Origin of the sequence: Rahnella sp. EDr1-12, from assembly GCF_049206505.1 — a bacterium.
GTDB lineage: Bacteria > Pseudomonadota > Gammaproteobacteria > Enterobacterales > Enterobacteriaceae > Rahnella > Rahnella rivi.
Genome location: NZ_JBLZNY010000002.1, coordinates 407049 through 433626 on the forward strand (window position 1 = coordinate 407049; position 26578 = coordinate 433626).

The window sequence follows — 26578 nt, forward strand, 5'->3', positions numbered from 1 at the left end:
CCCTCCCCAGCAAAGGCTGAGCGAGTGACACACCGTCTTTCTTCGCCAAAACAAAAGGCCGCATAAGCGGCCTTTCTTTTTACTGCCTGATATCTTATTTCTTCTTGGCGTACTTCAGGGAATCCAGCGCTACCGCGAAGATGATGATGCTGCCCTTGATGATGTACTGCCAGTACGGGTTGACGCCGATGTACGTCAGGCCGTAGTTGATGACGGTGAAGATCAGTACCCCGGTCACCACCCCTGCCACAGAACCTACGCCACCGGCGAATGACACGCCGCCGACCACACAGGCTGCGATGGCATCCAGTTCATACATAAAGCCGAGGTTGTTGGTCGCACTGCCGATACGCCCTGCTTCCAGCAAACCGCCGAACGCATAGAACACACCAGACAACGCATAAATCATGATCAGGTTTAACGGAACGTTAACGCCGGAAACTTTGGCCGCTTCCGGGTTACCACCGATAGCAAAGATGTTTTTACCAAAGCGGGTTTTGTTCCACAGCACCCAGACGAAACCGATAGCGATCAGCGCGTAGAAGGTGATGTAGGAGATTTTCAGCCCCCCCAGATGGATAAAGCCCTGAGCAAACTGTGAGAAGCCCGGATCAAAACCGGCCACCGGTGAGGAACCCACATAGTCGTAATACAGTGAGTTAATCCCGTAAACGATAATCATGGTGCCCAGGGTGGTAATAAACGGGGTCACGTTCAGGTAGGCGATGATCACGCCGTTGAGCAAACCAATCAGCGCGCCAACGATACACACGGTCAGAATAACCAGCGGGATCGGCACCACGTCAAGATGCGGGAAGACTTTGTTTACGTTGTCCATCGCCTGCAGCATGGTGGCCGCGACAACGGCCGCTAACCCCACCTGACGCCCGGCTGACAGGTCAGTACCCTGCGTGACAATCAGACCCGCGACGCCCAGTGCGATAATAACGCGCACGGAAGACTGCGTCAGAATGTTACTTAAGTTGACCAGACTGAGGAAACTTGGATCCTGGATGATAATAATGGCCAGCAGGACCAATAACACCACATAAATCCCGCCCTCTTTTAAATAAGTGAGCACACTTTTCTTATTTAATGCTTTCATAATAAGAACCCTTAAAAATTAGAGATGCAAGGAAGCCAGGCGTAAAATTTCGTTCTGCGAGGTATGTTTGGTTTCAACAATACCCGCAACCTGTCCATTACTCATAACCAATATTCTGTCAGTAATACCCAGCAACTCCGGCATTTCAGAGGAGATAATAATGATCCCCTTTTCTCTTTTCGCCAACTCGGTGATTAACTGGTAAATTTCAAATTTCGCCCCAACGTCAATCCCGCGCGTCGGTTCGTCCAGCATCAATATTTCCGGCTTGGTGAGTAACCAGCGCCCGATAATGACTTTTTGCTGATTCCCGCCAGACAATGAACCAATACTGGTTTTATGCCCCGGCGTTTTTACCCGCATGGAGTCGATAACCCATTGGGTATCGCTTTTCATTCGGGCGGTATCGAGCAAGCCGACTTTATTTTTATATTGACGAATATTTGAAATCAGCGAGTTAAAACCAATATCCAGATACGCATAGATACCGGTTGAACGTCGTTCTTCCGTCACCAGCGCAAAGCCGTGGTTAATGGCTTCATTCGCACTGTGATTATTAATTTTTTTGCCGTGCAGTTTAATGGTTCCGGAGACTTTCTCACGAATACCAAATAACGTCTCGACGATATCCGTACGCTTTGCACCCACTAATCCGGCGATCCCCAGAATTTCACCTTTGTGCAAATCAAAGGAAATATCACGGATCGACGGCTGGCGCATTGAGGTCAGATTGCGCACTTCGAGGATAACTTCACCCGGCACATTCAGTCGGTCAGGGAAACGCTGGCTCAGTGAACGACCGACCATCATGGAGATAATTTTATCCATGTCGAGGCCTTCCAGCGGCTGCGTGATGATCCACTGGCCGTCGCGCAGGATGGTGATTTCATCGCACAGCTGGAAAATTTCTTCCATCTTATGAGAGATATACACGATACCGCAGCCGCGATCCTTCAGCTTACGGATGATAGTGAACAGGTGGTTCACCTCTTTTTCCGTCAGCGAGGAAGTGGGTTCGTCCATGATGACGATTTTTGCATTGTAGGAAAACGCCTTGGCGATTTCGATCATCTGCATCTGCGAAACGGACAATTTACCGACCTTGTCGCGCGGGTCGATATCAATGTCCAGCTCGTCAAAAATCGCTTTAGTGTCTTTGTACATTTTGTCCTGATCGACAAAAATGCCTTTCGTCGGGTAACGTCCCAGCCACATGTTGTCCATGACGGTACGTTGCAACACCAGGTTTAATTCCTGATGCACCATCGACACGCCCGTTTCGAGCGCTTCTTTTGAACTTTTAAAATTGACTTCCTGTCCCTGAAAAAGAATCGTACCGGAGTCTTTGCTGTAAATCCCAAAAAGGCATTTTAATAATGTGGATTTACCGGCGCCATTTTCACCCATCAGGGCATGAATAGAGCTGGGGCGCACTTTTAAATTCACATTATCCAACGCCCTGACGCCAGGAAATGATTTATTGATACCACTCATTTCCAGCAGGAATTCGTCCGGCTTTTCTGTTGGTGTGTCAGATAACGAATTATCGGCCATAGTTATACCTGGCTAAAGATAAAAATAAACGGGTGTATTAATACCTGATGTCAGCCCTGCGTGCGGTCAGTAAACTCACCACACGCAGGGCGACATGACGTCCTGTCAGATAAGCATTAACGTCTAATAACACTTAGTCTTTATTTACGGCTTAACCGCAATTATTTATGCCACTGCTTAGCTTTGTTTTTTATTGCTGTCTGTCTTTACTGCTTGTGCCGTATTTTTTATTTCACGAAAGAAGACAGATTGTCTTTATCTACCGCTACGTAAGGAATACGAACCACTTTATTTTCGAGCTTCCAGTTGGTGCCATCGGCGGCTGGTTTACCTGCTGCCAGATTTCTTGCCAGATCAAACGTGGCTTTCGCCTGGTTGTTGGCATCGTTAAGCACGGTACCGGCCATCGCACCGGATTTCACCAGCGCCAGCGCTTCTGCCAGGGCATCCACACCGAAGACCGGAATGCTGGATTTGTTATGAGATTTCAGTGCTTCTACTGCGCCCATTGCCATGGCGTCGTTGTTGGCAATAACCACTTCGATTTTGTTAGCATTCGGACCAGACAACCATGCATCCATCTTGTCTTTCGCCTGTGCGGTATCCCACATTGCGGTATCAAGTTGCAGCTGGTCAGTTTTCAGGCCTTCTTTGCCATTCAGGGTGCTGATGACGTATTTGGTACGCGCTTCAGCATCCGGGTGGCCCGGCTCGCCTTTGATCAGCACATATTGGATCACGCCGTCTTTGTTCAGATCCCAGGCCGGGTTCGCTTTCCAGTGTTTGGCAATCAGCTCGCCCTGGATAACGCCAGACTCTTTAGAGTCAGTACCGACGTAGTAAGCTTTATCGTAGCTGTCGAGATCTTTACGGGAAGGTTCTTTGTTATAGAAAACAACCGGAATGCCAGCGCCGCGGGCTTTCTCGATGATGACCGGGGCTGCAGCCGGGTCAACCAGGTTGATGGCTAACGCCTTCACACCCTTCGCCAGCATCACGTCTACCTGGTCATTCTGGGTGGACTGGCTGTTTTGCGAGTCATTCATCAGCAGTTGCACATCTGGTGTCGCTTTCGCATCTTTCTCGATGGCTTTACGAACTTCAGACATGAAGTTGTCGTCATATTTATAGATGGTGACGCCAATTTTAGTGTCAGCAGCATGCGCGGCAAAACCAAACATCATGCTTGCAGCCAGAGTCGCCAGGGTGAAGACCTTCTTATTCATTTGTATCTCCGGTTATGTAGGGTGTTACAGAATTTGGCACCGGAACTCCATGCGGGAGCAGTACAGTTCCACATCATGTTTGTGGGTGCCTGCCATCCTTGACCTGTCACGTCCTGACTCGCTGTGAAACCAGTCCGGTGATCCGGACTCAAAGTGAATCATGTTGAAAACGAATGAATCATAATGTGCGCGATGTTAATAAACTGTGAAAGTTCTCACAGATTGAAAACGGTTACATCGCGTTATTTGATCAATAAGTGACGGGCGCCACATTTTGCCACGGCGCAACCGAGTGGCGTCTGACCAGCGTCGGCATAAAACAGTGGGAAATGCCTTCTGACAGCTGTTCTGCCGCCCCTTTCAGCGCCAGTTCTGTCGCCAGGGTCGCCATAGAAACAATCGGATAGCGCACTGTGGTCATTTTCGGGCTGGTGTAACGGGCGATCGGGATATCATCAAAGCCCACCAGTGAAAAATCAGCCGGCACATTAATTCCGTTTTCTTTCAACACTGCCATGGCACCGGCGGCCATTGAATCGTTGTAGGTAAACACCGCGCTGAGGTGCAGATTACGCCCCAGCAGCTCCACCATGGCCGCTTCGCCCCCCTGCAGATCCGGGGAACCCTGCGCACGCCAGATGGCCGGCGGTGGCTCGGATGTCTGATGTGCCTGCGTCAGCGGCTGCGTCATCGCCTGTAAATACCCCTGATAACGCTGCACATCGTCCTCAATGGCGTGGCTGGAACCGATGTAACCAATGCGCTGATGCCCCTGCGAAAGCAGTAAACGGGTCGCCATTTCCGCGCCGCTGACGTTGTTAAGCCACACGCAGCGGTGCTCGTAGCCGGGGATCACTCTGTTAATCAACACCATACCGGAAACCTGATCCATAAAGCGCGACAGCTCGTCATCGCCCAGCGCTTTGGAATGCACGATCAGCGCGTTACAGCGTTGACGAATCAACACTTCAATGGCGTGCCTTTCTTTTTCAGCAATATGATAGCTGTTGCCTATCAACACATATTTTTGATGTAACTGCGCGACGGTATCCACCGCTTTCACCAGCGCACCAAAAAAGGGATCGGACACGTCCATGACCACCACACCGATGGTATCGCTGCTTTGCGTCGCCAGCGCCTGAGCATTGGCATTAGGCCGGTAACCTAAGGTTTCAACAGCGCGCAGCACCTGTTCACGCGCCTCTTTACTGGCAATAGAAGGATTGTTCAGAACGCGGGACACGGTGGCGACAGACACCCCCGCGAGCCGGGCGACATCACGAATGGTGACCATGCGTCGCTCCGTGATCTGCCAGGGTTTGGTAAGGAGGAATACGGAAATTAATCACCCAGGAGGTAAGTAATGCAGATAAAGAGAAGCGAGGTGAAGTGCTCATGGCGTTTCCTTATTAGAGTAGTGGTCGTCAGACTGGCACGACCGCTATCCTAATCATTTTGAGGAAACGCCTGCGTGAATCTCGTCACAGGAAAGAAAACGTTTACATACAATTATGCAACGTTCATCCCAAATCTATCATTTAGGATGATGTGACAGTACAAAAATCAATCAGCCTTGAGTTCAGTACCCGATGCGCGAAGCGTCAGTTTACGCCACAGCCATTCGACCGGACCCTGACGGAAATGCCGTAACCACAGCAGCGTCACCAGCAGATTACACGCCCACACCAGCGGTACCAGCGCGACCAGTTGCAACCTGTCGAAGTGCATAAAGAAGCCGAACATATTGAAGAACGTGGTGCAGATGAGGGTCTGTAACAGATAGTTGCTCAGCGCCATGCGCCCGACCTGCGAGATCCAGTGAGTGATGCGCCAGCCGGAAATCACCGACCAGAAACCGTAGCACAGCGCCAGATAGCTGACAGCCTGCATCAGCGAGCCGATTTCACGCGGCACCTGTAACAGAAAACCGCTCCAGCGATAGTCCCAGCCGGTCTTCCATTGCATATAAATCGCCGGGATCTGAATGAGCAATGAAAGCGGTAACAGTGCCGCAGCCACTTTACGATAATGCGACTCGCGAAATTCCCCTTTCAGCCAGCCACTGCGCATCAGCCCTGCCCCTGTCATCATCGCCCCCGCCAGCTCCCAGCCGTATTGCGCGCCAATCGCCAGCAGGCTTGAAGACAACAAGTCGAGCCGGTTTTGAATCGCTTCCCAGCCGCCTTTCAGCTTCCAGAACTGTTCATACTGAATCTCTGCCGGGCCGGGCATCCAGAATGTGCCGGGTGAAGGTGAAGTGATCAGGCCGAGCATCGCCAGCACGGCCACGCCAATCAGATACAAAATGATGCCGGTGGAAATCATCGACTGGCTGCTGCGCCCTTCCCGCACCATGCGCCAGCACACCAGACCGATCAGGCCGTAAGAAAGCAGAATGTCGCCGTCCCAGAGAAAAATGGCGTGCAGAAAACCGCATAACAGCAACAGCGATAATCGCGCCTGGATCCAGTGTTTGCCGCGCGGCAGCAGTAAATACAAGCCGCCGCCGAACAGCATCGCGAACATCATCAGGAATTTACCCTGCGCTACGGCGTCGAGCACCGCCCAGGTCCAGACGTCTGACGTTGAAGGTGCACCGGCGAAACCGGGATTCAGGTAGGCGGCCTTCGGCAAGCCAAAGGCACTGATATTGAGCAGAAGAATGCCAAAAATGGCGAGGCCACGGGCAAAATCGAGCGTGGCAATACGTGAGCGCATACCAGACGTTCCTGTTAGATAAGGGGGCAAAAAGTTGCGGGCTTCAGACAGACTAACGGCACCCGTAAGGTGCCGCAATATCAAACTTTCTGACCGGTTAACGCGCCGCCGCTTAGCTGGCGTGTCTTACGGTACGCAGGAATTCCTGACGCGTATTCTGGCTCGATTTGAACAGTCCGCCCAGCGATGTGGTGGTGGTGGCGCTGGTCGCGTCGCGCACACCACGCGCTTTCACGCAGTAGTGCACGGCATCAATAGAGACAGCCACGTTGGTGGTGCCAAGCAACGTTTGCAGTGCCACCAGAATTTGCTGGGTCAGACGTTCCTGAACCTGCGGGCGCTGGGAGAAGAACTGCACGATGCGGTTGATTTTCGACAGGCCGATCACCGTCTCTTTCGGGATATATGCCACGGTCGCTTTGCCGTCGATGGTCACAAAATGATGTTCACAGGTGCTGGTCAGCGTGATGTCACGCACGGTCACCATTTCATCCACTTTCATCTTATTTTCGATGACGGTGATTTTTGGGAAATTGGCGTAATCCAGCCCGGAGAAGATTTCATCGACATACATTTTCGCGATGCGGCTTGGCGTTTCCATCAGACTGTCGTCGGAGAGATCCAGATTGAGAAGCTGCATGATGCCGGTCATGTGTTCCTGAATACGCTGTTTGCGCGTCTCATTGTCGATCGGCAGCGCTTCACGCAAAGGGGTTTCCAGACCACGGGCTAACAGGGCATCGTGAACTAAAATGGCTTCTTTACTCAGGGTAGGCATTCTTTCTTCTCCGGCAGATGTAATCACTTTGACGCAGATCACGCTAAAGTGAGGTGGCTTACTGTAGTGGAGAGCGGATTCAGAATCCAGTGATTGTGTTTCATGATGGATGAAATCGCCGCAAGTTATCAGCGGCGGCGAAACACCAGAGCACCTGCAATAATAAATCCTGCCAGGGCGACATACAGCGCAGGTTCCAGACGGTGCGTGAGCGCCGTGGAAATGGCCGACAATATCGGGCCACACAATTGCCCCACGGCGTAGCCGGTGGTCAGCAGCCCCGCCATGTAACGGCTATGATTCGGCGCCAGTTCGCGGCTGCATTGCAAGGCCAGTTGCACCACGCTCAGGAACCCGCCGCCGGTCAGTAACGCTCCCAGCACCAGCCCGCTGACGCCCGGCACCACTTCCGCACATAAAATCCCCAGCGCCTGGATCCACAATGTCAGCGCCAGACGCCGGTGAGTGGTCAGGCAATGACGCGTCAAAATCCCTATTACAATGCCAATGACCGCCGCACCGCCGAACACCGGCCAGACAAACTGTGCAAACAGGCTGTCTGGAAAACGGGCATTCGCCATCTGCGAAAGAAAAGTGGCAGGCAAAATGTAGCCGAATCCCGCCAGACTGTAGCTCCACACCAGGCGTTTAAGCGCGGGCGTCATCACCAGCGGTTCCGTCGCCACGTGCGAACGGTGCAAATCTCCCTTACGCGGCAGATTCGGTGTGATGATCGCCACGAAAATCAACGCCAGCACGCCGTATACGCCCCAGGCCTGCGCCGAACTGAGCTGCAAACTGTGAATGCCCACGGCTAACATGCCGCTGAGGAAAATCCCCGCGCCCGGCCCGGCAAACACCGCCGCGCTCATTGCCGGACGGCCATAGTGCGCCAGCCGCTCGTTACACCACGCCGACACCATCACCATCGCCCAGCCGCTGGTCCAGCCAATCATAAACCGCACAATGCTGTGCAGCACTTCGCCGGAAATCATCGCCGACAGCAACGTCAGCACCACCCCGCCCCACACGCCGAGCCAGAGACGACGCTCAAGGTGGCGGGTCGCGCGCATGGCGTCAAAAGCACCACACAGATAACCGAGATAATTGAACGCGGCCACCAGCCCCGCACCGGTCAGGCTGAACTGATGTTCAGCTATCATTAAAGGAACCTGCGGCGTAAAGGCAAAGCGCCCGATGCCCATCGCGACCACAAAGGCCAGAAAACCACTTAACGCAATACGAAAAGCCATAACCGCTCCGAAAGGTGAAACCGCGACGCAACATTATAGAAACAGTGGGTAAACATACTGAAAGCGGATCTCCGTTAACAGTGCCTTTCTGAAAAAGAAAGTTGTCATGCATGATGCAGTAAAGTTACAATCACGAAAACTGAATAATACAAACCAAGTTGTTTACGATAAGAGAACACAGGAACTCATCATGGATCTCACCCAGTTGCGAATGTTTTGCTGCGTGGCAGAAACGGGCTCACTGGCGCGTGCGGCAGAGCAGTTACACCGCGTGCCGTCAAACCTGACCACCCGTCTGCGCCAGCTCGAACTCGAACTGGGTACCGATTTGTTTATCCGTGAGAAGCAGCGCATCCGCCTTTCCGCGATGGGCCATAACTTTCTTAATTACGCCGAGCGTATTCTGGCGCTGAGCGAAGAAGCGATGAGCATCACGCACGCAGGCGAACCCGCCGGGAACTTCGCTTTAGGCTCAATGGAAAGCACTGCTGCCACGCGTCTGCCGTCACTGCTCGCGGCCTATCATCAGGCGTACCCGCAAGTGGCCCTTTCGCTGGTCACCGGCACGTCCGGCGAAATCATCGACAGCGTGCGGGCAGGACGTCTTGCGGCGGCGCTGGTCGACGGCCCGATCGACTTTGACGATCTCAACGGCTGTATTTCGTATCGTGAACGGATGGTGGTGATCACCCCGCCGGGCGAATCGCCTCTTGAAGCCCCCGCAGGCCGCAGCGGCCATACCGTTTTCGCCTTCCGCCCGAGCTGTTCGTATCGCCAGCGTTTACAGGGGTGGATTAAGCAGATGAATGTGCCGGTGGCGAACACGCTGGAAATTCAGTCCTACCATTCCATGATGGCGTGCGTTGCCAGCGGTGCGGGCATCGCCATGGTGCCGCGATCGGTGCTGGAACAACTGCCCGGCCACGAGCGCGTAAATATTCACGAAATCCCGGATGAATTCGCCGATACCGCCACCTGGCTTATCTGGCGGCGGGATGCTTTCAGCCCCAACGTGCGGGCGCTGAAAGAACAGATCATCGTACAAAATGACGGGGTGGTCCCGTTACTGAAACACCCGCTTGCCGGTGAACATGACCCGGCACTGCATCCCACCTATTAAGTAAAAACACCTGACTGGAGCTACATAATGAAAATGATCAAAACGCGCGCGGCCGTCGCCTGGGGCCCGAATCAACCTCTTTCCATCGAAGAAGTGGATTTGATGCCACCGCAAAAAGGCGAAGTGCTGGTGCGTATCGTCGCCACCGGTGTTTGTCATACTGATGCTTACACGCTGTCCGGCAAAGATCCGGAAGGCGTATTCCCGGCGATCCTCGGCCATGAAGGCGGCGGCGTGGTAGAAGCGGTCGGCGAAGGCGTCACCACTCTGGCGGTGGGCGACCATGTGATCCCGTTGTACACGCCGGAATGTGGCGAGTGTAAATACTGTAAATCCGGTAAAACTAACCTGTGTCAGGCAATTCGCACCACGCAGGGCAAAGGCCTGATGCCGGATGGCACCACGCGTTTCTCTAAAGATGGCAAGCCGATTTTCCACTACATGGGCACGTCAACGTTCTCCGAATACACCGTAGTACCGGAAATTTCACTGGCGAAAATCAACAAAGAAGCGCCGCTGGAAGAGGTCTGCCTGCTGGGTTGTGGCGTCACTACCGGTATGGGCGCGGTCATGAACACCGCAAAAGTGAAGAAAGGCGACACCGTGGCGATCTTCGGCCTTGGCGGTATCGGTCTTTCTGCGGTTATCGGTGCCGTGATGGCGGGCGCAGGCCGCATTATTGGTGTTGATCTGAACACCAGTAAGTTCGATCTGGCACGCAAACTTGGCGCAACCGACCTGATCAATCCGAAAGATTTTGATAAGCCGATTCAGGAAGTGATCGTCGAAATGACCGACGGCGGCGTGGACTTCTCCTTCGAATGCATCGGTAACGTCAACGTGATGCGTTCAGCGCTGGAATGCTGCCATAAAGGCTGGGGCGAATCCGTCATCATCGGCGTGGCCGGTGCGGGTGAAGAGATCTCCACCCGTCCGTTCCAGCTGGTGACAGGCCGCGTATGGCGCGGTTCCGCTTTCGGTGGCGTCAAAGGCCGCAGCGAATTGCCGGGCATCGTGCAGCGTTATCTGGATGGCGAATTCGCCCTCAACGATTTCATCACGCACACCATGCCGCTGGAAGACATCAATGAAGCCTTTGATTTGATGCACGAAGGTAAATCGATCCGTACGGTGATTCATTTCAACAAGTAAGGAAATGTCGATGAGCAGCTCAATTGAACTCCTCGAAGAACACCGGATGTTTGGCGGCTGGCAGCAGCGCTACCGCCATACCTCGGCGAGCCTGAATTGCAGCATGACGTTCAGCATTTACCTGCCGCCGGCGAAGGACGACACGCCGCCGCCGGTGCTGTACTGGCTGTCGGGCCTGACCTGTAATGACGAAAACTTTACCGTTAAAGCCGGGGCGCAGCGCGTCGCGGCAGAACTCGGTCTGGTGCTGGTGATGCCGGATACCAGCCCGCGCGGGGAAGGCGTCGCCAACGATGAGGGTTACGATCTCGGTCAGGGTGCCGGCTTCTATCTGAACGCCACGCAGGCGCCCTGGGCGGCCCATTACCGGATGTACGATTATCTGGTGGATGAACTGCCTGCGCTGATTAACAGCCACTTTAAGGTCAGCGATCGTCAGTCGATTTCCGGCCACTCCATGGGCGGCCACGGGGCATTGATGCTGGCATTGCGTAATCCGCAGCGCTTCCTTTCAGTGTCTGCTTTTGCGCCGATCGTGAATCCGTCACAGGTGCCATGGGGGCGTAAAGCTTTCAGCGCGTATCTGGGTGATGACGAGAGTCAGTGGCTGCAATACGACAGTTGCCACCTGCTGAGTTCACTGCCAGCGAATCAGTACCCGTTCCCGATTTTAGTCGATCAGGGCGATGGTGATCAGTTCCTGGCGGATCAGCTGCAACCCTCAAAACTGGCAGAAATCGCCCGTCAGCGCGGATGGCCGTTACAGCTGCGCGCGCAGCCGGGTTATGACCACAGTTACTTTACGATTGCGTCATTTGTGGAAGATCATCTGAGATTCCATGCGGAGTTTTTGCATCCGAAGGTGTGATTGCGTAATGCCTTTCGATGCTGAGTGAGAAATTTTTGGTTTCTCAATAACGGTTACCACGTTGCAATGAGTGCACAACCGGCCAGAGAGGGCGATGACAGCCCTCTCTGGCATTTCCACGAATTCATCTCCCCGCTGCGCAACCCCTTAATTCTTCAGTTTTGGATCCAGCGCATCCCGTAATCCATCGCCCAATAAATTAAACGCCAGCACGGTCAGGAATATTGCCAGGCTTGGGAATATGGCCACGTGCGGCGCCATGACCATGTCGGCGCGGGCTTCGTTGAGCATCGCGCCCCACTCCGGCGTTGGCGGTTGCGCACCCATGCCGAGGAATGACAGGCTGGCCGCGGTGATAATCGACGTGCCGATACGCATGGTGAAATAGACCACGATCGAGGAAAGCGTGCCGGGCAGAATGTGGCGGAAGAGGATCGTGGCGTCTGAGGCGCCGATGCTGCGTGCAGATTCAATGTAGGTCTGCTGTTTAAGCACCAGCGTGTTGCCACGCACCAGCCGCGCGAACGCCGGGATGCTGAATATCGCCACGGCAATGATGACGTTCGACATGCCGTTGCCCATCACCGCCACCACGGCGATCGCCAGCAGAATGCCGGGAAAGGCGAACAATACGTCGCAAACTCGCATGGTGATGCGATCCCACCAGCCTTCGTAATATCCCGCCAGCAGCCCGAACACCGTGCCGATCGCCGCGCCGAGCACCACAGAAAGTACGCCCGCCGTCAGTGAAATTCGCGTCCCCATCAGAATACGGCTGAAAATATCGCGCCCGAGAGAATCGACGCCCAGCCAGTGAATCATTGACGGGCCTTCGTTCAGCCGGTCGTAATCAAAGTAATTTTCCGGATCAAAGGGCACCAGCCACGGCGCAAGAAGTGCCGCAGCAATCAGCAGCAGGATAAAAACACCCGCTATCATCGCGATATGCTGACGGCGAAAACGACGCCAAAACGCCTTCCACGGCGTCCTGACAGATTGCGCGCTGGCCGTTTGTGCAGTGACCATCGGCAGACCCGCGAGTACGGCATTTCGCCGCCAGTTTTTCATGCGCTTGCTCACTTGTATCGGATGGAAGGGTTAATCACGGCGTACAACATGTCCACCAGCAGATTGATCAAAATGAATTCCAGCGAGAACAGCAACACTTCGGCCTGGATCACCGGGTAATCACGCATCTCCACCGAATCCACCAGCAACCGCCCTAACCCCGGCCAGTTGAAGACTTTTTCTACCACAATCGAACCGCCGAGCAGGAAACCAAACTGCAACCCCATCATGGTGACCACCGGGATCATCGCATTACGCAAGCCGTGTTTGACGACCACAAACCCCTCGTGGACGCCCTTCGCGCGCGCGGTGCGCATGTAATCTTCCTGCATCACTTCGACGAACGAGGCGCGGGTAAAGCGCGCCATGATGGCCGCCACCGCCGCCCCCAGCGTAATGGAAGGCAGAATGTAGTGTTGCCAGGTGTCGGCACCCACGGTTGGCAGCCAGCCCAGTTCGACGGAGAACACCTGCATCAGTAACATGCCCAGAGCAAAAGCCGGAAAGGAAATACCGGAGACGGCCAGCGCCATACCGAGACGATCGGGCCAGCGGTTGCGCCAGACGGCTGACACCACGCCAATCACCAGCCCGAAAATGACAGACCACACCATGCTGGTCAGCGTCAGCCAGAACGTCGGCATAAAACGGGAACTGATTTCATCGATCACCGGACGCTTCGACACCATCGAGTGGCCGAAATCGCCGGTCAGCGCATTGCCGAAGAAAGTGAGAAATTGCTGATACAGCGGCTTATCCAGCCCCAGATCCTGACGCACCAGCGCCACAACGCTGGCATCCGCATCCTGACCGGCCATCAGCCGTGCCGGATCGCCGGGCAAAAGATGAACAAACAAAAAGACCAGCACGGCCACGATCAGCAGTGTGGGGATCAATCCAAGCAGTCGTTTTAGAAAATAATTAAGCATGATTCGCTGTCTGTGATTTCACGGTACGACATCCATGTTCCGGCCACACGGAACACACGACTTCAGGGCGTACGGCAACCACGCCGCACGCCCTGAAAACTCCATCGCGAATTATTTCACATCAGCTTCATCAAAGCTGAATGCCGTATCAGGCATCACGTAGAACCCGGTCAGACGTTTATTTTTAGCCGATACCAGACGTTCGGTCACCAGGAATGCCCAGGGTGCATCTGTCCAGATTTGTTTCTGAGCATCCGCATACAGTTTGGCTTTCTCGGCTTTGTCGGTGGTTTTCAGGGCATCGGACAAATCCTTATCGACCTGCGCATTGCTGTAAAACGCCGTGCCGAACTGTTTCGGCGGAGCCGCCTGCGTGGAGAACAGCGGCGATAACGCCCAGTCCGCTTCACCGGTAGAGGCCGACCAGCCGGTGTAGAACATGCGGACACCCGCTTCTTTCTGCCCGACGTTCTCGACCTGTGCCGCACGCTGCGCGGCATCCATCGCGGTGACGTTCACTTTGATGCCCACCTGCGCCAGCTGCTGCTGCGTGAACTGCAAGACTTTCTGCGAGGTGCTGTTGTTATGCGACGACCACAGGGTGGTCGTGAAACCGTCCGGGTAGCCCGCTTCTTTCAGCAGTGCTTTCGCTTTGGCCGGATCGTAAGGCCAGGGTTTGAATTTTGCAGCGTATTCGATGCCCTGTGGCAACGGCCCTTCCGAAGGCACGGCATAACCGGCAAACGCCACTTTGATCAGCGCCTGTTTATTGATGGCGTAGTTGATTGCCTCACGCACTTTCACGTTATCAAACGGTTTTTGCGTGACGTTCAGACTGATGTAACGATGCAGAATCGACGGCGCGGTCACCAGATCCAGCTTTGGATTTTTCTCCAGCAGGGCCGCCTGCTCGTAAGGCACCGGGAAGGCGAAATCCGCTTCGCCGGTTTGCAGCATCGCCGCACGGGTGTTGTTATCAACCACCGGACGCCAGGTGATGGTGTCGAGTTTTGTTTCGTCTTTCTTCCAGTAGCCATCAAATTTCTTCACTTTCACGAAGTCAGTCTGATTCCACTGATCCAGCGTATACGGACCGGTACCGACCGGATGGAAACCGATCTCTTTACCGTATTTGGTCAGCGCCGCCGGGGAAATCATCACTGCAGACGGGTGCGCCAGAATGTTGATGAACGCCGAGAACGGTTCTTTCAGCGTGATTTTCACCGTGGTGTCATCCACCGCTTCGGTGCTGGCGATATTTTTGAACAGGTTATAACGCTTGAGGTGGCTGTCCGGGTTGCTGGCGCGGTCGAAGTTCACTTTTACCGCCGCCGCGTTGAAATCCGTGCCGTCCTGGAATTTGATCCCCGGATGCAGTTTAACGGTGTAAACCAGACCGTCCGGGCTGACCGTGTAGCTGTCTGCCAGCACGTTCTCCAGTTTCATGTTTTTATCAAAGCCAAACAGACCCTGATAGAAGGATTTGGCGACCGCCTGAGACAGCGTGTCGTTGGCGTCATAAGGATCGAGCGAGGTAAAATTAGAGCCTACCGCCACCACCACGTCTTTTGCTGCCCACGCCGAAGCGGACGCCAGCGAACCGAAAACAGCGGCAGCGAGCACGGCCTGACGAATAACGTTCTTACCTTTACGTTTCTGCTGATTCATCTCAGTTCCTTTTCCTGTCTAACCCGTTTGTCTTACGAAGATTGGCGGCTCAAAATAAGCCGCCACAAAAATCAATACACGCCAGCAATCGCATGCCGCGCCACGAAATGCCCTTCCGCCACCTGCACCAGCGGCGCAACCAAAGGCTCATCATGCAAATCATGGATCGGGCTGGGAATGTCATCGACCAGCAGCGCCTGCTCTTTTCGTTTATGCGCAGGATCGGCCACCGGTACAGCCGCCATCAGTTTGCGGGTGTAAGCATGCTGCGGATTTTCAAACACCGCGCGGCGCGGGCCGATCTCAACAATCTGCCCGAGATACATCACCGCCACGCGGTGACTGATGCGCTCCACCACCGCCATGTCGTGCGAAATAAACAGAAAGGCCAGGCCAAACTCTTTCTGCAGATCCATCAGTAAATTAATGATCTGTGCCTGAATAGACACGTCCAGCGCCGACACGGATTCATCAGCAATGACCACTTTAGGATTGAGCGCCAGCGCGCGGGCGATGCAAATGCGCTGCCGCTGCCCTCCGGAAAATTCGTGAGGATAGCGCTGCGCGTGCTCCGGCAGCAGCCCGACTTTTTCCAGCAGCCAGGCAACGCGTGCCTCCGCCTCTTTCCCCTTCGCGATGTGGTGAACCAGCAAGGGTTCCATGATCGAATACCCCACCGTCAGGCGCGGATCGAGCGAAGCGTAGGGATCCTGAAAAATAAACTGAATGTCGCGGCGCAGATGCTGCAGCGCGCTGCCGCTGACGTGGGTCAGCGGCTCGCCGTTAAAGGTGATCGTTCCACCCTGACTTTTCACCAGCTTCAGCAACGAGCGGCCGGTGGTGGATTTTCCGCAGCCGGATTCACCGACCAGCGCCAGCGTTTCGCCGGGGTATAAATCGAAACTGACTTTTTCCACTGCGTGAATGCGCCGGGTGACGCGGTTAAAAATACCGCTGCGCACATCAAAGCGGGTGACCAGATTTTTCACCTGCAAAATCGGCGCGGCGCCCGGCGTCAGGGTATTTTGCACCAGCGCCGGATCACTCTCTTGTTGCTCAGGCAGCGGAAAGCGCGCAGGGAGCGGTTTGCCGTGCATCGAACCGAGTTTCGGCACCGCCGCCAGCAGCGCCTGGGTATACGGCTGCTGCGGGGCATGGAAAATTGCCGTGACGTCGCCGGTTTCCACGCTGTTGCCTTTATGCATCACCAGCACGCGGTCGGCAATTTCAGCCACCACGCCCATGTCGTGGGTGATGAAAATGACACCCATCTGCATCTCTTTTTGCAGCACGCGGATGAGTTGCAGGATTTGCGCCTGAATCGTCACATCCAGCGCGGTAGTCGGCTCGTCGGCAATCAGCAACGCAGGTTTGCATGACAGCGCCATCGCAATCATCACCCGCTGGCGCATACCGCCGGAAAGCTGATGAGGAAAGCAGTCGAGAATATTTTTGGCTTCGGGAATGCGCACCAGATCCAGCATCCGCAACGCTTCGGCGCGGGCGGCGCGATGATCTTTTCCCTGGTGCAGCCGGATGGATTCGGCAATTTGTTCGCCCACCGGAAATACCGGATTGAGCGACGTCATCGGCTCCTGAAATATCATCGCCATATCGGCACCGCGCAGGCTGCGCATCTGCGACTGCGACGCGGCCATCAGTTCAACCACTTCGCCGTTACGACGCCGAAACTGCATGTTGCCCTGTGAAATCTGCCCGCCGCCCTGCTCCACCAGACGCATCAGCGCCAGCGAAGTGACCGATTTACCGGAACCGGACTCGCCCACAATCGCCAGCGTTTCGCCGCGCCCGACGTCAAAGCTCAGACGGTTAACCGCCGGGATCACCTGCCCCTCGTGCGAAAACTGTACGCTGAGATTATTCACCGCCAGAACCTGGCCGGGCGGCAGGATCAGAGAAGGGTTCATGGCATCCTTCATGAACGGTAGATACTGACGCTCGGCACGTCGCCCACACGGGCAAATCCGCGGTACATGCCTTCGCTGTTAAAAGGTAAAACGACGTTGCCGAAACGGTCGATGGCGATCATGCCGCCGATACCGCCGAGCGGCAGCAGCTTTTCCTGCACCACTTTGTGCGTCGCTTCTTCAAGGGATAAACCGGCGTATTCGATCAGCGCCGCCACGTCGTACGCCGCCACCGTGCGCATAAACACTTCGCCGGTGCCGGTGCTGGAAATGGCGACTGTTTTGTTGCTGGCATAGCAGCCCGCGCCGATGATCGGTGAATCCCCCACGCGGCCAGCCTGTTTGTTGGTCATGCCGCCGGTGGACGTCGCGGCGGCCAGATTCCCCTGCGCGTCCATCGCCACCGCGCCCACGGTGCCAAATTTATGTTCCGGATCGAGCGGATCGCCGGACGGCGTGGCGCTCTGCGATGCGCCATCGTGATCGAGGATAACGCCGCTGTCTGCGGCGATGGCCCGTTGCAGCTGGTCGTAGCGTTCCTGCGTAAAGAAGTAGTCCGCCCCGACCATTTCCTGCCCCTGTTCGCGGGCAAAGGCTTCGGCGCCCGCGCCGGTGAACATCACGTGCGGGCTGACTTCCAGCACTTTACGGGCGGTGAGGATAGGGTTACGGATGTGATTGACGCAGCTGATGGCACCGGCATCCAGCGTGCGGCCATCCATGATGCAGGCGTCTAGTTCGTGGGTGCCCTGATGGGTGAAAACCGCGCCCTTTCCGGCATTAAACAGCGGGCACTCTTCAAGTAAACGCACCGCCTCGGTCACCGCATCCAGCGCGCTGCCTCCCGAAGCCAGAATGGCCTGCCCGCTGGCAACAATGCGCTCCAGCTCGGCTAAATAAAGTTGTTCTTTTTCGGCACTCATCGCCGCGCGGGTGATCGCCCCTGCACCGCCATGAATCGCAATGACCGGACACAACGTGTTCGAAACGGAAGCCGCTGAATTATCAGTAGAAGAACTCATTAGCACTGCACCCTGTGTTGTTGTATTTATGTAAAGAGAAATGCTGACCTGTTTTTGACTATATTTAGCCCGCTACAGTATGTAAAGCAGAAATGTAAAACCACTGATAACGCGCTAATTGCTTAGATTGTTTAAGAAAATTAAATAAGGGGATCGAATAAACATCCAAGACAAATGACTAAAGAACGGGAATAATAAACGTCCTAACCGTGGATAAAAGCACCTCTGGCTAAGCTTCCTGCGGCCTTTTTATATTTTTTCTTTTTAGGAAATCAGTTATGGAAACTGTCTATAACCGCCGTCGGATCAATGTGATCTCCTGGCTCAGTTACTTCTTTACCGGTGGACTGGTTTCCACCCTCGGTATCGTTATCGGGCCAGTGGCAACCGCATTCAACAAAGATCCGGGCTTTATCGGGCAAATGTTCTCATTAATGAATATTGGTTTGTTCCTGCCGATTATGGTCAGCGGCATCCTGATGCGGAAATTTGATCTCGGCAAACAGCTGATGACCGGCTCGCTGGTTTCTGTGCTGGTGTGTATCGCGCTGTTCGTGATGCCGTCTATCACGCTGTTTGGTGTGGGAGTCTTCCTGATTGGTGCCACTGCGGGCCTGATGATGTCTATCGGCAGCTATCTGGTGGTGCGCATTAATGACGATCCGAAAAAGCGCTCGGCCAACCTCATCTTCACCGATTTCTTCTTTGCCCTCTCCGGAATGACGCTGTCGCTGGTGCTCGGTTTCCTGTTCAAGCACGGCGCAAGCTGGCTGGCGATGTACGGCATTATGGGCGTACTCAGCCTGCTGATGATCCTGCTGTGTGCAGGCCAGAAATTCCCGACCGTAGCGCGCCCGGTGAAAACCGAGAAAAACAGCAGTGTCGCGCAGGAACCCTGGGGTATCGCGGTGTTTTTCCTGTGTATCGCACTGTTCGCCTTCGTGTTCACCGAACTGGTCTTTACGCTGTGGATGCCAAGCTGGCTGCATGAGCATTTCGCCATGGAAACCGATCGCGCCGCGATTTACATCACCACCTACTGGATGGTGAAAGCGATTGGCCTGTTCCTGAACCAGTTCACCGTTCGCTTCGTCAAACTGCGCACCTTCCTGCTGGTGTCCGTGGTAGTCGGCATGGCGAGCCTGAGCGTGCTGACCACCAGCAACTCGGCGTCGCTGGTGCTGTTTGCGGTCGGTCTGTTCGGTTTCTGTAACTCCGGCCTGTTCTCCGGCCTGATGAGCTACGGCAGCCTGCAGGTGAAAAACTCTCCGCCAACGCTGACCTCTGCGCTGCTGACCACCAGCTCCGTCGGTACGCTGATTTTTGCGTCGTTCTCTTCGTTCATCTACAACCGATACGGCTTGTTCTGGGCGCTGAATATCGCGACCATTTCCTACGCGTTACTGGTGCTGATGGTGATTTTCGCCAGCCTGAAAAGTAAGGCCGAAAAGATTAACCACGACGTTTCCGCGCACTAAGATGTTCCCTCACAGCAGGGCTCCGGCCCTGCTGCTTCAGACGTCCTCCCCCAGTGAATCCAGAAAACGTGCCGCCGCCGGTGTCAGCGAGTCCGCCTGATACAGGGCATACAAATCTACCGGTAACCGTTCGCTCAGCGCGCAGAAACGCACGCCCGGCCAGTGGATCCGCGCATAGCTTTCCGGCAGCAGCGTGATGCCATAACCGTTCGCCACCAGCGCCAGCGCGGTTTGTGGCTCGTTCACCTGATGCCTGACCTGCGGCAAAAAGCCGTGCTGACGGCACATCGAATAGAGATAACCGCCGAGGCTGGACGTGTTCATTGGCATCAGAATGAAATCTTCATGCGCCAGCTCGCCCAGCACCACGCTGTTTTTTGCGGCCAGCGGATGATTTTCCGCAATCGCCAGAGCGACGTTTTCGCGCCCCATCAGCCTGCTGGATAACCCCTGCGGCAGCGTCAGTTTAGCTTCGCGCCAGATACCGATATCAATCCTTTGCAGTTGCAGGGCATCAATTTGCTGCAACGGCGTCAGTTCGGTAATCGACCAGGTGATCTCCGGCGCACTCTCACCGAACCGGTTCAGTGCGGGCATCAGCGGGCCCCACGCCGCGGTGCCCACGGTGCCGAACTGAATATGGCCGACCTCACCGCGCCCGATTTTACGTACCTGATGCAACGAACGGTTGATGCCGTCGAGCATCAGCCCGGCTTCACGCATCAGCGCCGCACCGGCAGGCGTCAGCGCCACCGAACGCGTGGTGCGCAAAAACAGCGGCGTGCCGAGCATCACTTCCAGCTCTTTAATGTGCAGGCTGAGCGGCGGTTGCGACATATTCAGCCGCACCGCGGCTTTGCTGAAACTCAGTTCCTCCGCCACCACGCGAAAATAGTGCATAAGCCGCAGATTGATCTGACCCAGATCGAACACCGAATCCGTAAAGGGGCGCGTCATACTTCTCTCCAAAACATCCGTTTATCCCGCATTCATGGCGCATCCGATTTATAGATTTTGACTATAAATCCCGGCGCAGAACGGTATTAGACCTGAACAGCCGCTCACCCTAGCATTGCTGTTAACTCCCACCTACTGTCAACAATGAGAGAAGTGATCATGCTCAATAACCATGCTTTTGACTGCGCAGCGATTATCCGCCAGCGTGCGCCCGGCTTTATTCCTCAGGCTGCGCTGATTTTAGGCTCCGGCCTCGGGACGTTATGTGACGATATGACCGATGCCATCACCCTTCCCTACAGCGAACTGCCGGGATTCCCGCAGAGCAGCGTCGCCGGTCACGCCGGTGAACTGGTGCTCGGGACGCTGGAAGGCATTCCGGTGATGTGTATGAAAGGTCGCGGCCATATGTATGAAGGCCACGGCATGTCGGTGATGACCAGCGCGGTTCGCACCTTCAAACTGCTCGGCTGCGAGTTCCTGCTGGCGACCAATGCCGCCGGTTCGATGCGTAAAAGCGTGGCGCCCGGTCGGCTGGTTGCGCTGACCGACCATGTCAGCTTTATGCCGGAATCCCCGCTGGCAGGCCCGAATGACGATCGTTTCGGCCCGCGTTTCTTCAGCCTCGCTAACGCCTATGACAAAGACCTGCGTGCGCAACTCCACGCCGTGGCGGGCACGCTGGGCATCGACGTCGCCGAAGGCGTCTTCGCGGCCTATACCGGCCCGAACTTTGAAACGCCGGCTGAGATCCGCATGATGCAAACTCTCGGCTGCGACGTGGTCGGCATGTCCATCGTGCCGGAAGTGATTTCCGCCCGTCACTGCGGCCTGAAAGTACTGGCGATTTCTGCCATGACCAACTTCGCCGAAGGCCTTTCCGATACGCCGCTTTCACACGAACAGACCCTGAGCTGCGCCAGACTGGCGGTGGGCGATTTCACCCGCCTGATCCGCGCGTTCTTCGCCAGCCTGTCAGCCACTGCAAAATAAGGAACGGCAATGGAACAGACATTCAACCGCCAGCGGATCAATATGATCTCATGGCTCAGTTACTTCTTTACCGGTGCACTGGTTTCCACACTCGGCATCGTGATCGGCCCGGTTTCACAGGCTTTTGGCAAAGATCCGGGCTTTATCGGTCAGATGTTTACGCTGATGAACATCGGCCTGTTTCTGCCGATCATGATAAGCGGTGTGCTGATGCGCAGATTCAATCTGGGCAAACAGCTGATCACCGGCTCAGCGGTTTCCGTGTTGACCTGCGTGGCACTTTTCCTGATGCCGACCATCACCATGTTCGGCATCGGCGTTTTTCTGATTGGCGCCGCCTCCGGCATCATGATGTCCATCGGCAGCTATCTGGTGGTGCGCATTAATGAAGATCCCAAAAAGCGTTCGGCGAACCTGATCCTCACCGACTTTTTCTTCGCGCTGGCGGGCGTGGTGTTATCGCTGCTGCTGGGCTACCTGTTCCAGCACGGCGCAAGCTGGCTGGCCATGTACGGTGTAATGGCGGTGCTGAGTCTGGCGATGATTGTGTTGTGCATCGGGCAAAAATTCCCGTCGATTCCGCAGGTCGCAGATAGCAAGCCAGGGTCTGAAAGCCAGCAACATCACTGGGGCGTTTCCGTGTGGGTGCTGTGTTTCGCCCTGTTTGCTTTCCTGCTGGCGGAACCGATTTTCACCATGTGGCTGCCAAGCTGGCTCAAAGAGCATTTCGGCATGGCGGCAGACAGCGCGGCGTTTTACATCACGACTTACTGGACGGTGAAATCCATCGGCCTGTTTGTGAATCAGTTTACGGTGCGCTTTGTGAAGTTGCGGACTTACCTGCTGCTTTCCGCCATTGTGGGTCTGGCCTGCCTGGCCACTGCGGCGAACAGCGCAAACCCGACGCTTATCCTGATTTGCGCCGGTCTGTTCGGATTCTGCAACTCCGGGCTGTTCTCCGGCATCATGAGTTACGGCAGCCTGCAGGTGAAGAATTCTCCGCCAACGCTGACATCTGCCCTGCTGACTATCGGCACGATAGGCACGCTGATTTTCTCCACGCTGTCGTCGCTGGTCTACAGCCGTTACGGTTTGTTCTGGGCGCTGAATACCGCCACTCTCGACTACGTATGCCTGCTGGCCGCGCTGATTATTGCCTCGGTGAGCAGCAAGGCCGAAGCGCTGGAGCAGCAATCCGCGCATTGAGATGAAAACTGACGCATAAAAAAGGGAAGGCATTGAATTGCCTTCCCTTTTCTTATTGTCACTGCCCGATCACATCTGAGGACAGCGCTGCAAACTGTTGAGCCAGGATGTCTGAGGCTGCGCGACCAGACGGCGTGCACGTCCGTGACGACGCAGGATCAGACCTTTATCCTGCATTTCACTGAGATCGCGGCGAATGGTTTCGAGACTCACATCCAGCGATTGTGCCAGTTCGCTTACCTGTAACACTTCATGCTGTTCGACCAGTTGAAGGATGGCCTGATGGCGATTTTTTTTAAGCACCGGTTATTCCTGTTTGTATGACAGTTGTGTGACGTATGTCACAAATAACGGTAAACATCATACCTGCGTTACATTGTTAATTTTGGGATCGATCTCAATTTTTCGAAAATACCCTCAAATTTTTTCCGCCTGCCGCGATTTTTGGTTCGTCCCGATTCTCTGTCATACTGTGCGCATGCTTTTATAACCGCCCGGCTCCGGCGCAGACACCCGCACCACCGGGACGGTATCACTGAGGAATTTTTATGGAATTCAATACCGCCGGTTTGATCTCACTCCAGGAAGCGCTGGACAAAATGCGCGCTCATGTGCCGCCAAAACACGCACAAGACGCCGAATCAGTTGCTCTGAATATGGCCGCTGGCCGCATTACCGCCGCGCCGGTACGTTCTCCGGTGTTCGTGCCTCCTTTTGATAATGCGGCGATGGACGGTTATGCCGTCCGCTGTGGCGATCTGCACGACGACGCCGTGTTACCGGTGGCGGGCAAAGCCTTCGCGGGTGCGCCCTTCCACGGTGAATGGCCTGCCGGAACCTGTATCCGCATCATGACCGGCGCGCCCGTCCCCCGGGGTGCCGACGCTGTGATCATGCAGGAACAAGCCGAGGTGACCGATGCGGGCGTGCGTTTCACTCACGCAGCGGAGAACGGCCTGAATATCCGCCTGACGGGCGACGACATCAAACAAGGCGACAGCGTGTTGCCGCAGGGCGTTCGTCTGGGTGCGGCGGAATTGCCGCTGCTGGCATCGCTCGGTGTCACGCACGTTGAGGTCTGGAAGCCCCTCAACGTTGCCGTTTTCTCCACAGGCGACGAACTGCAACCGGTGGGGACGCCCTTGCAGGAAGGCCAAATTTACGACACCAACCGTTTTGCCGTACGCCTGATGCTGGAACAACTGGGATGCAACGTGCTGGATCTGGGCATCATCCGCGATGATCCGCAGGCGCTGCGCAACGCCTTTGAAGAAGCCAATGCCTTCGCCGATCTGGTGATTTCCAGCGGCGGTGTCTCGGTCGGAGAAGCGGATTACACCCGGCAAATGCTGGATGAACTGGGCGAGATTGGTTTCTGGAAACTGGCCATGAAACCCGGCAAACCTTTCGCTTTCGGCAAACTGAAAAACAGCTGGTTCTGCGGTCTGCCGGGGAATCCGGTGTCTGCGGCGCTGACGTTTTATCAACTGGTGCAGCCGTTTATTGCGCAACTGGCAGGCCATACCGCGTGGCAGTTCCCGCCGCGTTTGCAGGCTGTTTCGGTTTCGGGGCTTAAAAAATCAGCGGGACGTCTCGATTTCCAGCGCGGTATTTTCAGCACCAACGCGCAGGGTCAGCTCGAAGTCCGTACCACCGGCCATCAGGGTTCACACGTCTTCAGTTCTTTCAGCCAGGCGAATTGCTTTATCGTGCTGGAGCGCGAACGCGATAATGTCGCGGCGGGTGAACTCGTTGAAATCGAACCATTCAACGCCCTTTTACGGAGCTGAATATGGCCACTCTGCCGGAACTGACGGACGCTGAAACCCTGCGTTATAACCGCCAGATCGTCCTGAAAGGGTTTGATTTTGACGCGCAGGAACAGCTGAAAGCCAGCCATGCGCTGATTGTCGGATTAGGCGGTTTAGGCTGCGCGGCGGCGCAATATCTGGCCGCCGCAGGAACCGGCACGCTGACGCTGCTGGATTTCGACAAGGTATCTCTGTCTAACCTGCAGCGCCAGACGCTGCACACCGACGCACGCATCGGCATGTCGAAAGTGGAATCTGCCGCCATTGCGCTTTGCGCAATGAACCCGCACATCCGTCTGAATCAGATCAATGCGCAGGCGGACGACGACATGCTGAGCGAACTGATCGCCGCCTGCGATGTGGTGGTCGATTGCACCGATAACGTTACCACGCGCAATCAGCTGAACCGGGAATGTTTCGCGCAGAAAAAACCGCTGGTGTCCGGTGCCGCCATCCGCATGGAAGGCCAGCTCAGCGTCTTTACCTATCAGCCGCATGAACCCTGCTACCGCTGCCTGAGCCGCTTATTTGGTGAAAATGCCCTGACCTGCGTGGAAGCCGGCGTGATGGCGCCCCTGGTGGGTACCATCGGCAGTTTACAGGCCATGGAAACCATCAAACTGCTGACAAAATTCGGTGAAACTCCGCGCGGCAAACTGCTGATGTTTGATGCCATGACGTTACAGTTTCGGGAAATGAAACTGATGAAGGACACCCACTGCGAAGTCTGCGGAGATTGCTGACAGGAAGTCGGGTTCTGTAAGCCCTGGATAAAACGGGCGGTTTATTTCCGCCCGTTAAACACTGATGTTACTTTTCATCATACGACTGCCAGTATTTCGAGGTAATAGTTTCACAGAGTTGCGGGTCGAGAACATAGTAAGCGCTGAGTTTTTCCTCGTGACAATTTGTATACGGTGAGGCCATCAGTACAAAGTGGATTACCCACATAGCAATGTAGGAAAAGGCAAAGACAGCTATGCTCAAATACATCGAAACCTTCCCAAGGGCTGTAGGTTTTCTAGGTGCTAGCAGATCTTTTGAAAAACAGGGTACGCAATGAAAAAAATAACATGTAAATAAGTATAGGTATTCCGCCGACTGCTGCAAGGCTACCACGCTCAAATATGATTATATCTTTATACCTTAACAAGGAAAGCACCTGATAGAGTTCTCCAAAGTTAATAACGAAACATATAAACCCCAAGGAAATAATTACTAAAAGCACTGCAAGTAATTTATAAAAAACCCATTTTGACAATATGTATTCTTTCATCTTTTCTTCCATTCATCAGGATCAATGTCTTTGCATAAAGCCGGGTTGATTACATAGTAGTTACTATACTTCCCAACATTACATGAGGTATAGGGAGATGCCATTAAGATAAACGGGATAACGAAGGAAGCGATAATCCCTAAAACAAAAGACGCTACACTAATGATCATCCAAATATATCCTATCGCAGTGTATTTCTTAAAGGGTTGAATACCTTTCTTAAAGAGCACTTTTAATGAAAAAAAGAATACCCATATAAAAAAAGGAATTCCACTTATACAAATTATGATCTTACCACTATATTCAATAGTATCAGCCAAAATAAATAATGACTTAGTATTGAACGTCTCTATTAAATTATTAACACCATAAATATAATACACACAAACGGTCATTAAAATAACGGCCCCACCTTTAAAAGCCAGCCATTGTTGAATATGTTTTTTATCCATTTCAATACCTCATACG

The 26578-nt window shown here is 54.5% G+C and carries 23 protein-coding genes; 8 read left to right on the plus strand and 15 right to left on the minus strand.

The features are described 5' to 3' along the window. Positions 1–94: 94 nt before the first annotated feature. From mglC to ACO0U8_RS11350, 7 genes are all read right to left on the minus strand, one after another. Positions 95–1105, minus strand: a complete 1011-nt coding sequence (gene mglC, locus ACO0U8_RS11320) for a galactose/methyl galactoside ABC transporter permease MglC (protein ID WP_056769191.1) — start codon at positions 1103–1105, stop codon at positions 95–97. Between the two features lie 18 nt (positions 1106–1123). Continuing rightward, positions 1124–2659 (minus strand): galactose/methyl galactoside ABC transporter ATP-binding protein MglA, encoded by a 1536-nt coding sequence (gene mglA / locus ACO0U8_RS11325; protein ID WP_056769190.1) that lies wholly within the window; start codon positions 2657–2659, stop codon positions 1124–1126. A gap of 227 nt (positions 2660–2886) precedes the next feature. Continuing rightward, entirely contained in the window at positions 2887–3885 is a 999-nt protein-coding gene (gene mglB, locus ACO0U8_RS11330) for a galactose/glucose ABC transporter substrate-binding protein MglB (protein ID WP_056769188.1), read from the minus strand. 250 nt (positions 3886–4135) lie between these two features. Beyond that, positions 4136–5179 carry an HTH-type transcriptional regulator GalS gene (galS, locus tag ACO0U8_RS11335; protein WP_056769186.1) on the minus strand — a complete coding sequence of 348 codons (1044 nt, stop codon included), beginning with the start codon at positions 5177–5179 and terminating at the stop codon, positions 4136–4138. Positions 5180–5448: 269 nt separating this feature from the next. Then, positions 5449–6603: a DUF418 domain-containing protein YeiB gene (gene yeiB / locus ACO0U8_RS11340; RefSeq protein ID WP_421670801.1), complete on the minus strand. Its 1155-nt coding sequence runs from the start codon at positions 6601–6603 to the stop codon at positions 5449–5451. Between the two features lie 112 nt (positions 6604–6715). Then, on the minus strand, positions 6716–7381 hold the full coding sequence (gene folE, locus ACO0U8_RS11345; RefSeq protein ID WP_122094715.1) for a GTP cyclohydrolase I FolE: 666 nt from the start codon (positions 7379–7381) through the stop codon (positions 6716–6718). A gap of 128 nt (positions 7382–7509) precedes the next feature. Further along, complete coding sequence (locus ACO0U8_RS11350; RefSeq protein ID WP_421670802.1) at positions 7510–8634, minus strand: YbfB/YjiJ family MFS transporter; 1125 nt, start codon at positions 8632–8634, stop codon at positions 7510–7512. Positions 8635–8824: 190 nt separating this feature from the next. On the opposite strand from ACO0U8_RS11350, the gene ptrR reads away from it, so the two are divergent. From ptrR to fghA, 3 genes are read left to right on the plus strand one after another with little or no spacing between them, the layout of a single operon-like run. Next, entirely contained in the window at positions 8825–9754 is a 930-nt protein-coding gene (ptrR, locus tag ACO0U8_RS11355; protein WP_056769180.1) for a putrescine utilization regulator PtrR, read from the plus strand. A 27-nt stretch (positions 9755–9781) separates the two neighbouring features. Continuing rightward, complete coding sequence (locus ACO0U8_RS11360) at positions 9782–10906, plus strand: S-(hydroxymethyl)glutathione dehydrogenase/class III alcohol dehydrogenase (protein ID WP_122094711.1); 1125 nt, start codon at positions 9782–9784, stop codon at positions 10904–10906. Positions 10907–10916: 10 nt separating this feature from the next. After that, a complete protein-coding gene (gene fghA / locus ACO0U8_RS11365; protein WP_421670803.1) occupies positions 10917–11774 on the plus strand; it encodes an S-formylglutathione hydrolase in 858 nt (285 codons plus the stop codon). Between the two features lie 147 nt (positions 11775–11921). On the opposite strand, the gene gsiD is transcribed toward fghA, so the two are convergent. The 5 genes from gsiD to ACO0U8_RS11390 all read right to left on the minus strand — a co-directional run bounded on the left by gsiD (position 11922) and on the right by ACO0U8_RS11390 (position 18389). Continuing rightward, positions 11922–12842 carry a glutathione ABC transporter permease GsiD gene (gene gsiD, locus ACO0U8_RS11370; RefSeq protein WP_122094707.1) on the minus strand — a complete coding sequence of 307 codons (921 nt, stop codon included), beginning with the start codon at positions 12840–12842 and terminating at the stop codon, positions 11922–11924. Between the two features lie 8 nt (positions 12843–12850). Then, positions 12851–13771 (minus strand): glutathione ABC transporter permease GsiC, encoded by a 921-nt coding sequence (gene gsiC, locus ACO0U8_RS11375; RefSeq protein WP_056769173.1) that lies wholly within the window; start codon positions 13769–13771, stop codon positions 12851–12853. A gap of 111 nt (positions 13772–13882) precedes the next feature. Continuing rightward, positions 13883–15439 (minus strand): glutathione ABC transporter substrate-binding protein GsiB, encoded by a 1557-nt coding sequence (gene gsiB / locus ACO0U8_RS11380; protein ID WP_183847662.1) that lies wholly within the window; start codon positions 15437–15439, stop codon positions 13883–13885. A 71-nt stretch (positions 15440–15510) separates the two neighbouring features. Further along, positions 15511–17367, minus strand: a complete 1857-nt coding sequence (gsiA, locus tag ACO0U8_RS11385) for a glutathione ABC transporter ATP-binding protein GsiA (RefSeq protein WP_421670804.1) — start codon at positions 17365–17367, stop codon at positions 15511–15513. Positions 17368–17375: 8 nt separating this feature from the next. After that, positions 17376–18389 carry an isoaspartyl peptidase/L-asparaginase family protein gene (locus ACO0U8_RS11390; protein WP_421670805.1) on the minus strand — a complete coding sequence of 338 codons (1014 nt, stop codon included), beginning with the start codon at positions 18387–18389 and terminating at the stop codon, positions 17376–17378. Between the two features lie 278 nt (positions 18390–18667). Here ACO0U8_RS11390 and tsgA (ACO0U8_RS11395) point away from each other — a divergent pair, with 278 nt between their 5' ends. After that, positions 18668–19867 (plus strand): MFS transporter TsgA, encoded by a 1200-nt coding sequence (gene tsgA, locus ACO0U8_RS11395; protein ID WP_056769167.1) that lies wholly within the window; start codon positions 18668–18670, stop codon positions 19865–19867. 36 nt (positions 19868–19903) lie between these two features. On the opposite strand, the gene ACO0U8_RS11400 is transcribed toward tsgA (ACO0U8_RS11395), so the two are convergent. Beyond that, positions 19904–20824, minus strand: a complete 921-nt coding sequence (locus ACO0U8_RS11400; protein WP_136375748.1) for a LysR family transcriptional regulator — start codon at positions 20822–20824, stop codon at positions 19904–19906. Between the two features lie 159 nt (positions 20825–20983). On the opposite strand from ACO0U8_RS11400, the gene xapA reads away from it, so the two are divergent. Together xapA and tsgA (ACO0U8_RS11410) are read left to right on the plus strand one after the other, a co-directional pair. Then, positions 20984–21817, plus strand: a complete 834-nt coding sequence (gene xapA / locus ACO0U8_RS11405) for a xanthosine phosphorylase (RefSeq protein ID WP_056769164.1) — start codon at positions 20984–20986, stop codon at positions 21815–21817. Between the two features lie 9 nt (positions 21818–21826). Next, entirely contained in the window at positions 21827–23023 is a 1197-nt protein-coding gene (gene tsgA, locus ACO0U8_RS11410; protein ID WP_421670806.1) for an MFS transporter TsgA, read from the plus strand. A gap of 69 nt (positions 23024–23092) precedes the next feature. On the opposite strand, the gene ACO0U8_RS11415 is transcribed toward tsgA (ACO0U8_RS11410), so the two are convergent. Next, a complete protein-coding gene (locus tag ACO0U8_RS11415) occupies positions 23093–23326 on the minus strand; it encodes a DeoR family transcriptional regulator (protein ID WP_056769160.1) in 234 nt (77 codons plus the stop codon). Between the two features lie 245 nt (positions 23327–23571). Between ACO0U8_RS11415 and moeA the strand changes: the two genes are divergently transcribed. After that, entirely contained in the window at positions 23572–24813 is a 1242-nt protein-coding gene (gene moeA / locus ACO0U8_RS11420; RefSeq protein ID WP_421670807.1) for a molybdopterin molybdotransferase MoeA, read from the plus strand. 2 nt (positions 24814–24815) lie between these two features. Then, the gene (gene moeB, locus ACO0U8_RS11425) at positions 24816–25577 is read left to right on the plus strand and encodes a molybdopterin-synthase adenylyltransferase MoeB (protein WP_421670808.1); all 762 of its coding nucleotides are present in this window, start codon (positions 24816–24818) and stop codon (positions 25575–25577) included. A 529-nt stretch (positions 25578–26106) separates the two neighbouring features. Here moeB and ACO0U8_RS11430 read toward each other — a convergent pair. Further along, positions 26107–26562: a DUF1240 domain-containing protein gene (locus ACO0U8_RS11430; RefSeq protein WP_421670809.1), complete on the minus strand. Its 456-nt coding sequence runs from the start codon at positions 26560–26562 to the stop codon at positions 26107–26109. Positions 26563–26578 lie beyond the last annotated feature (16 nt).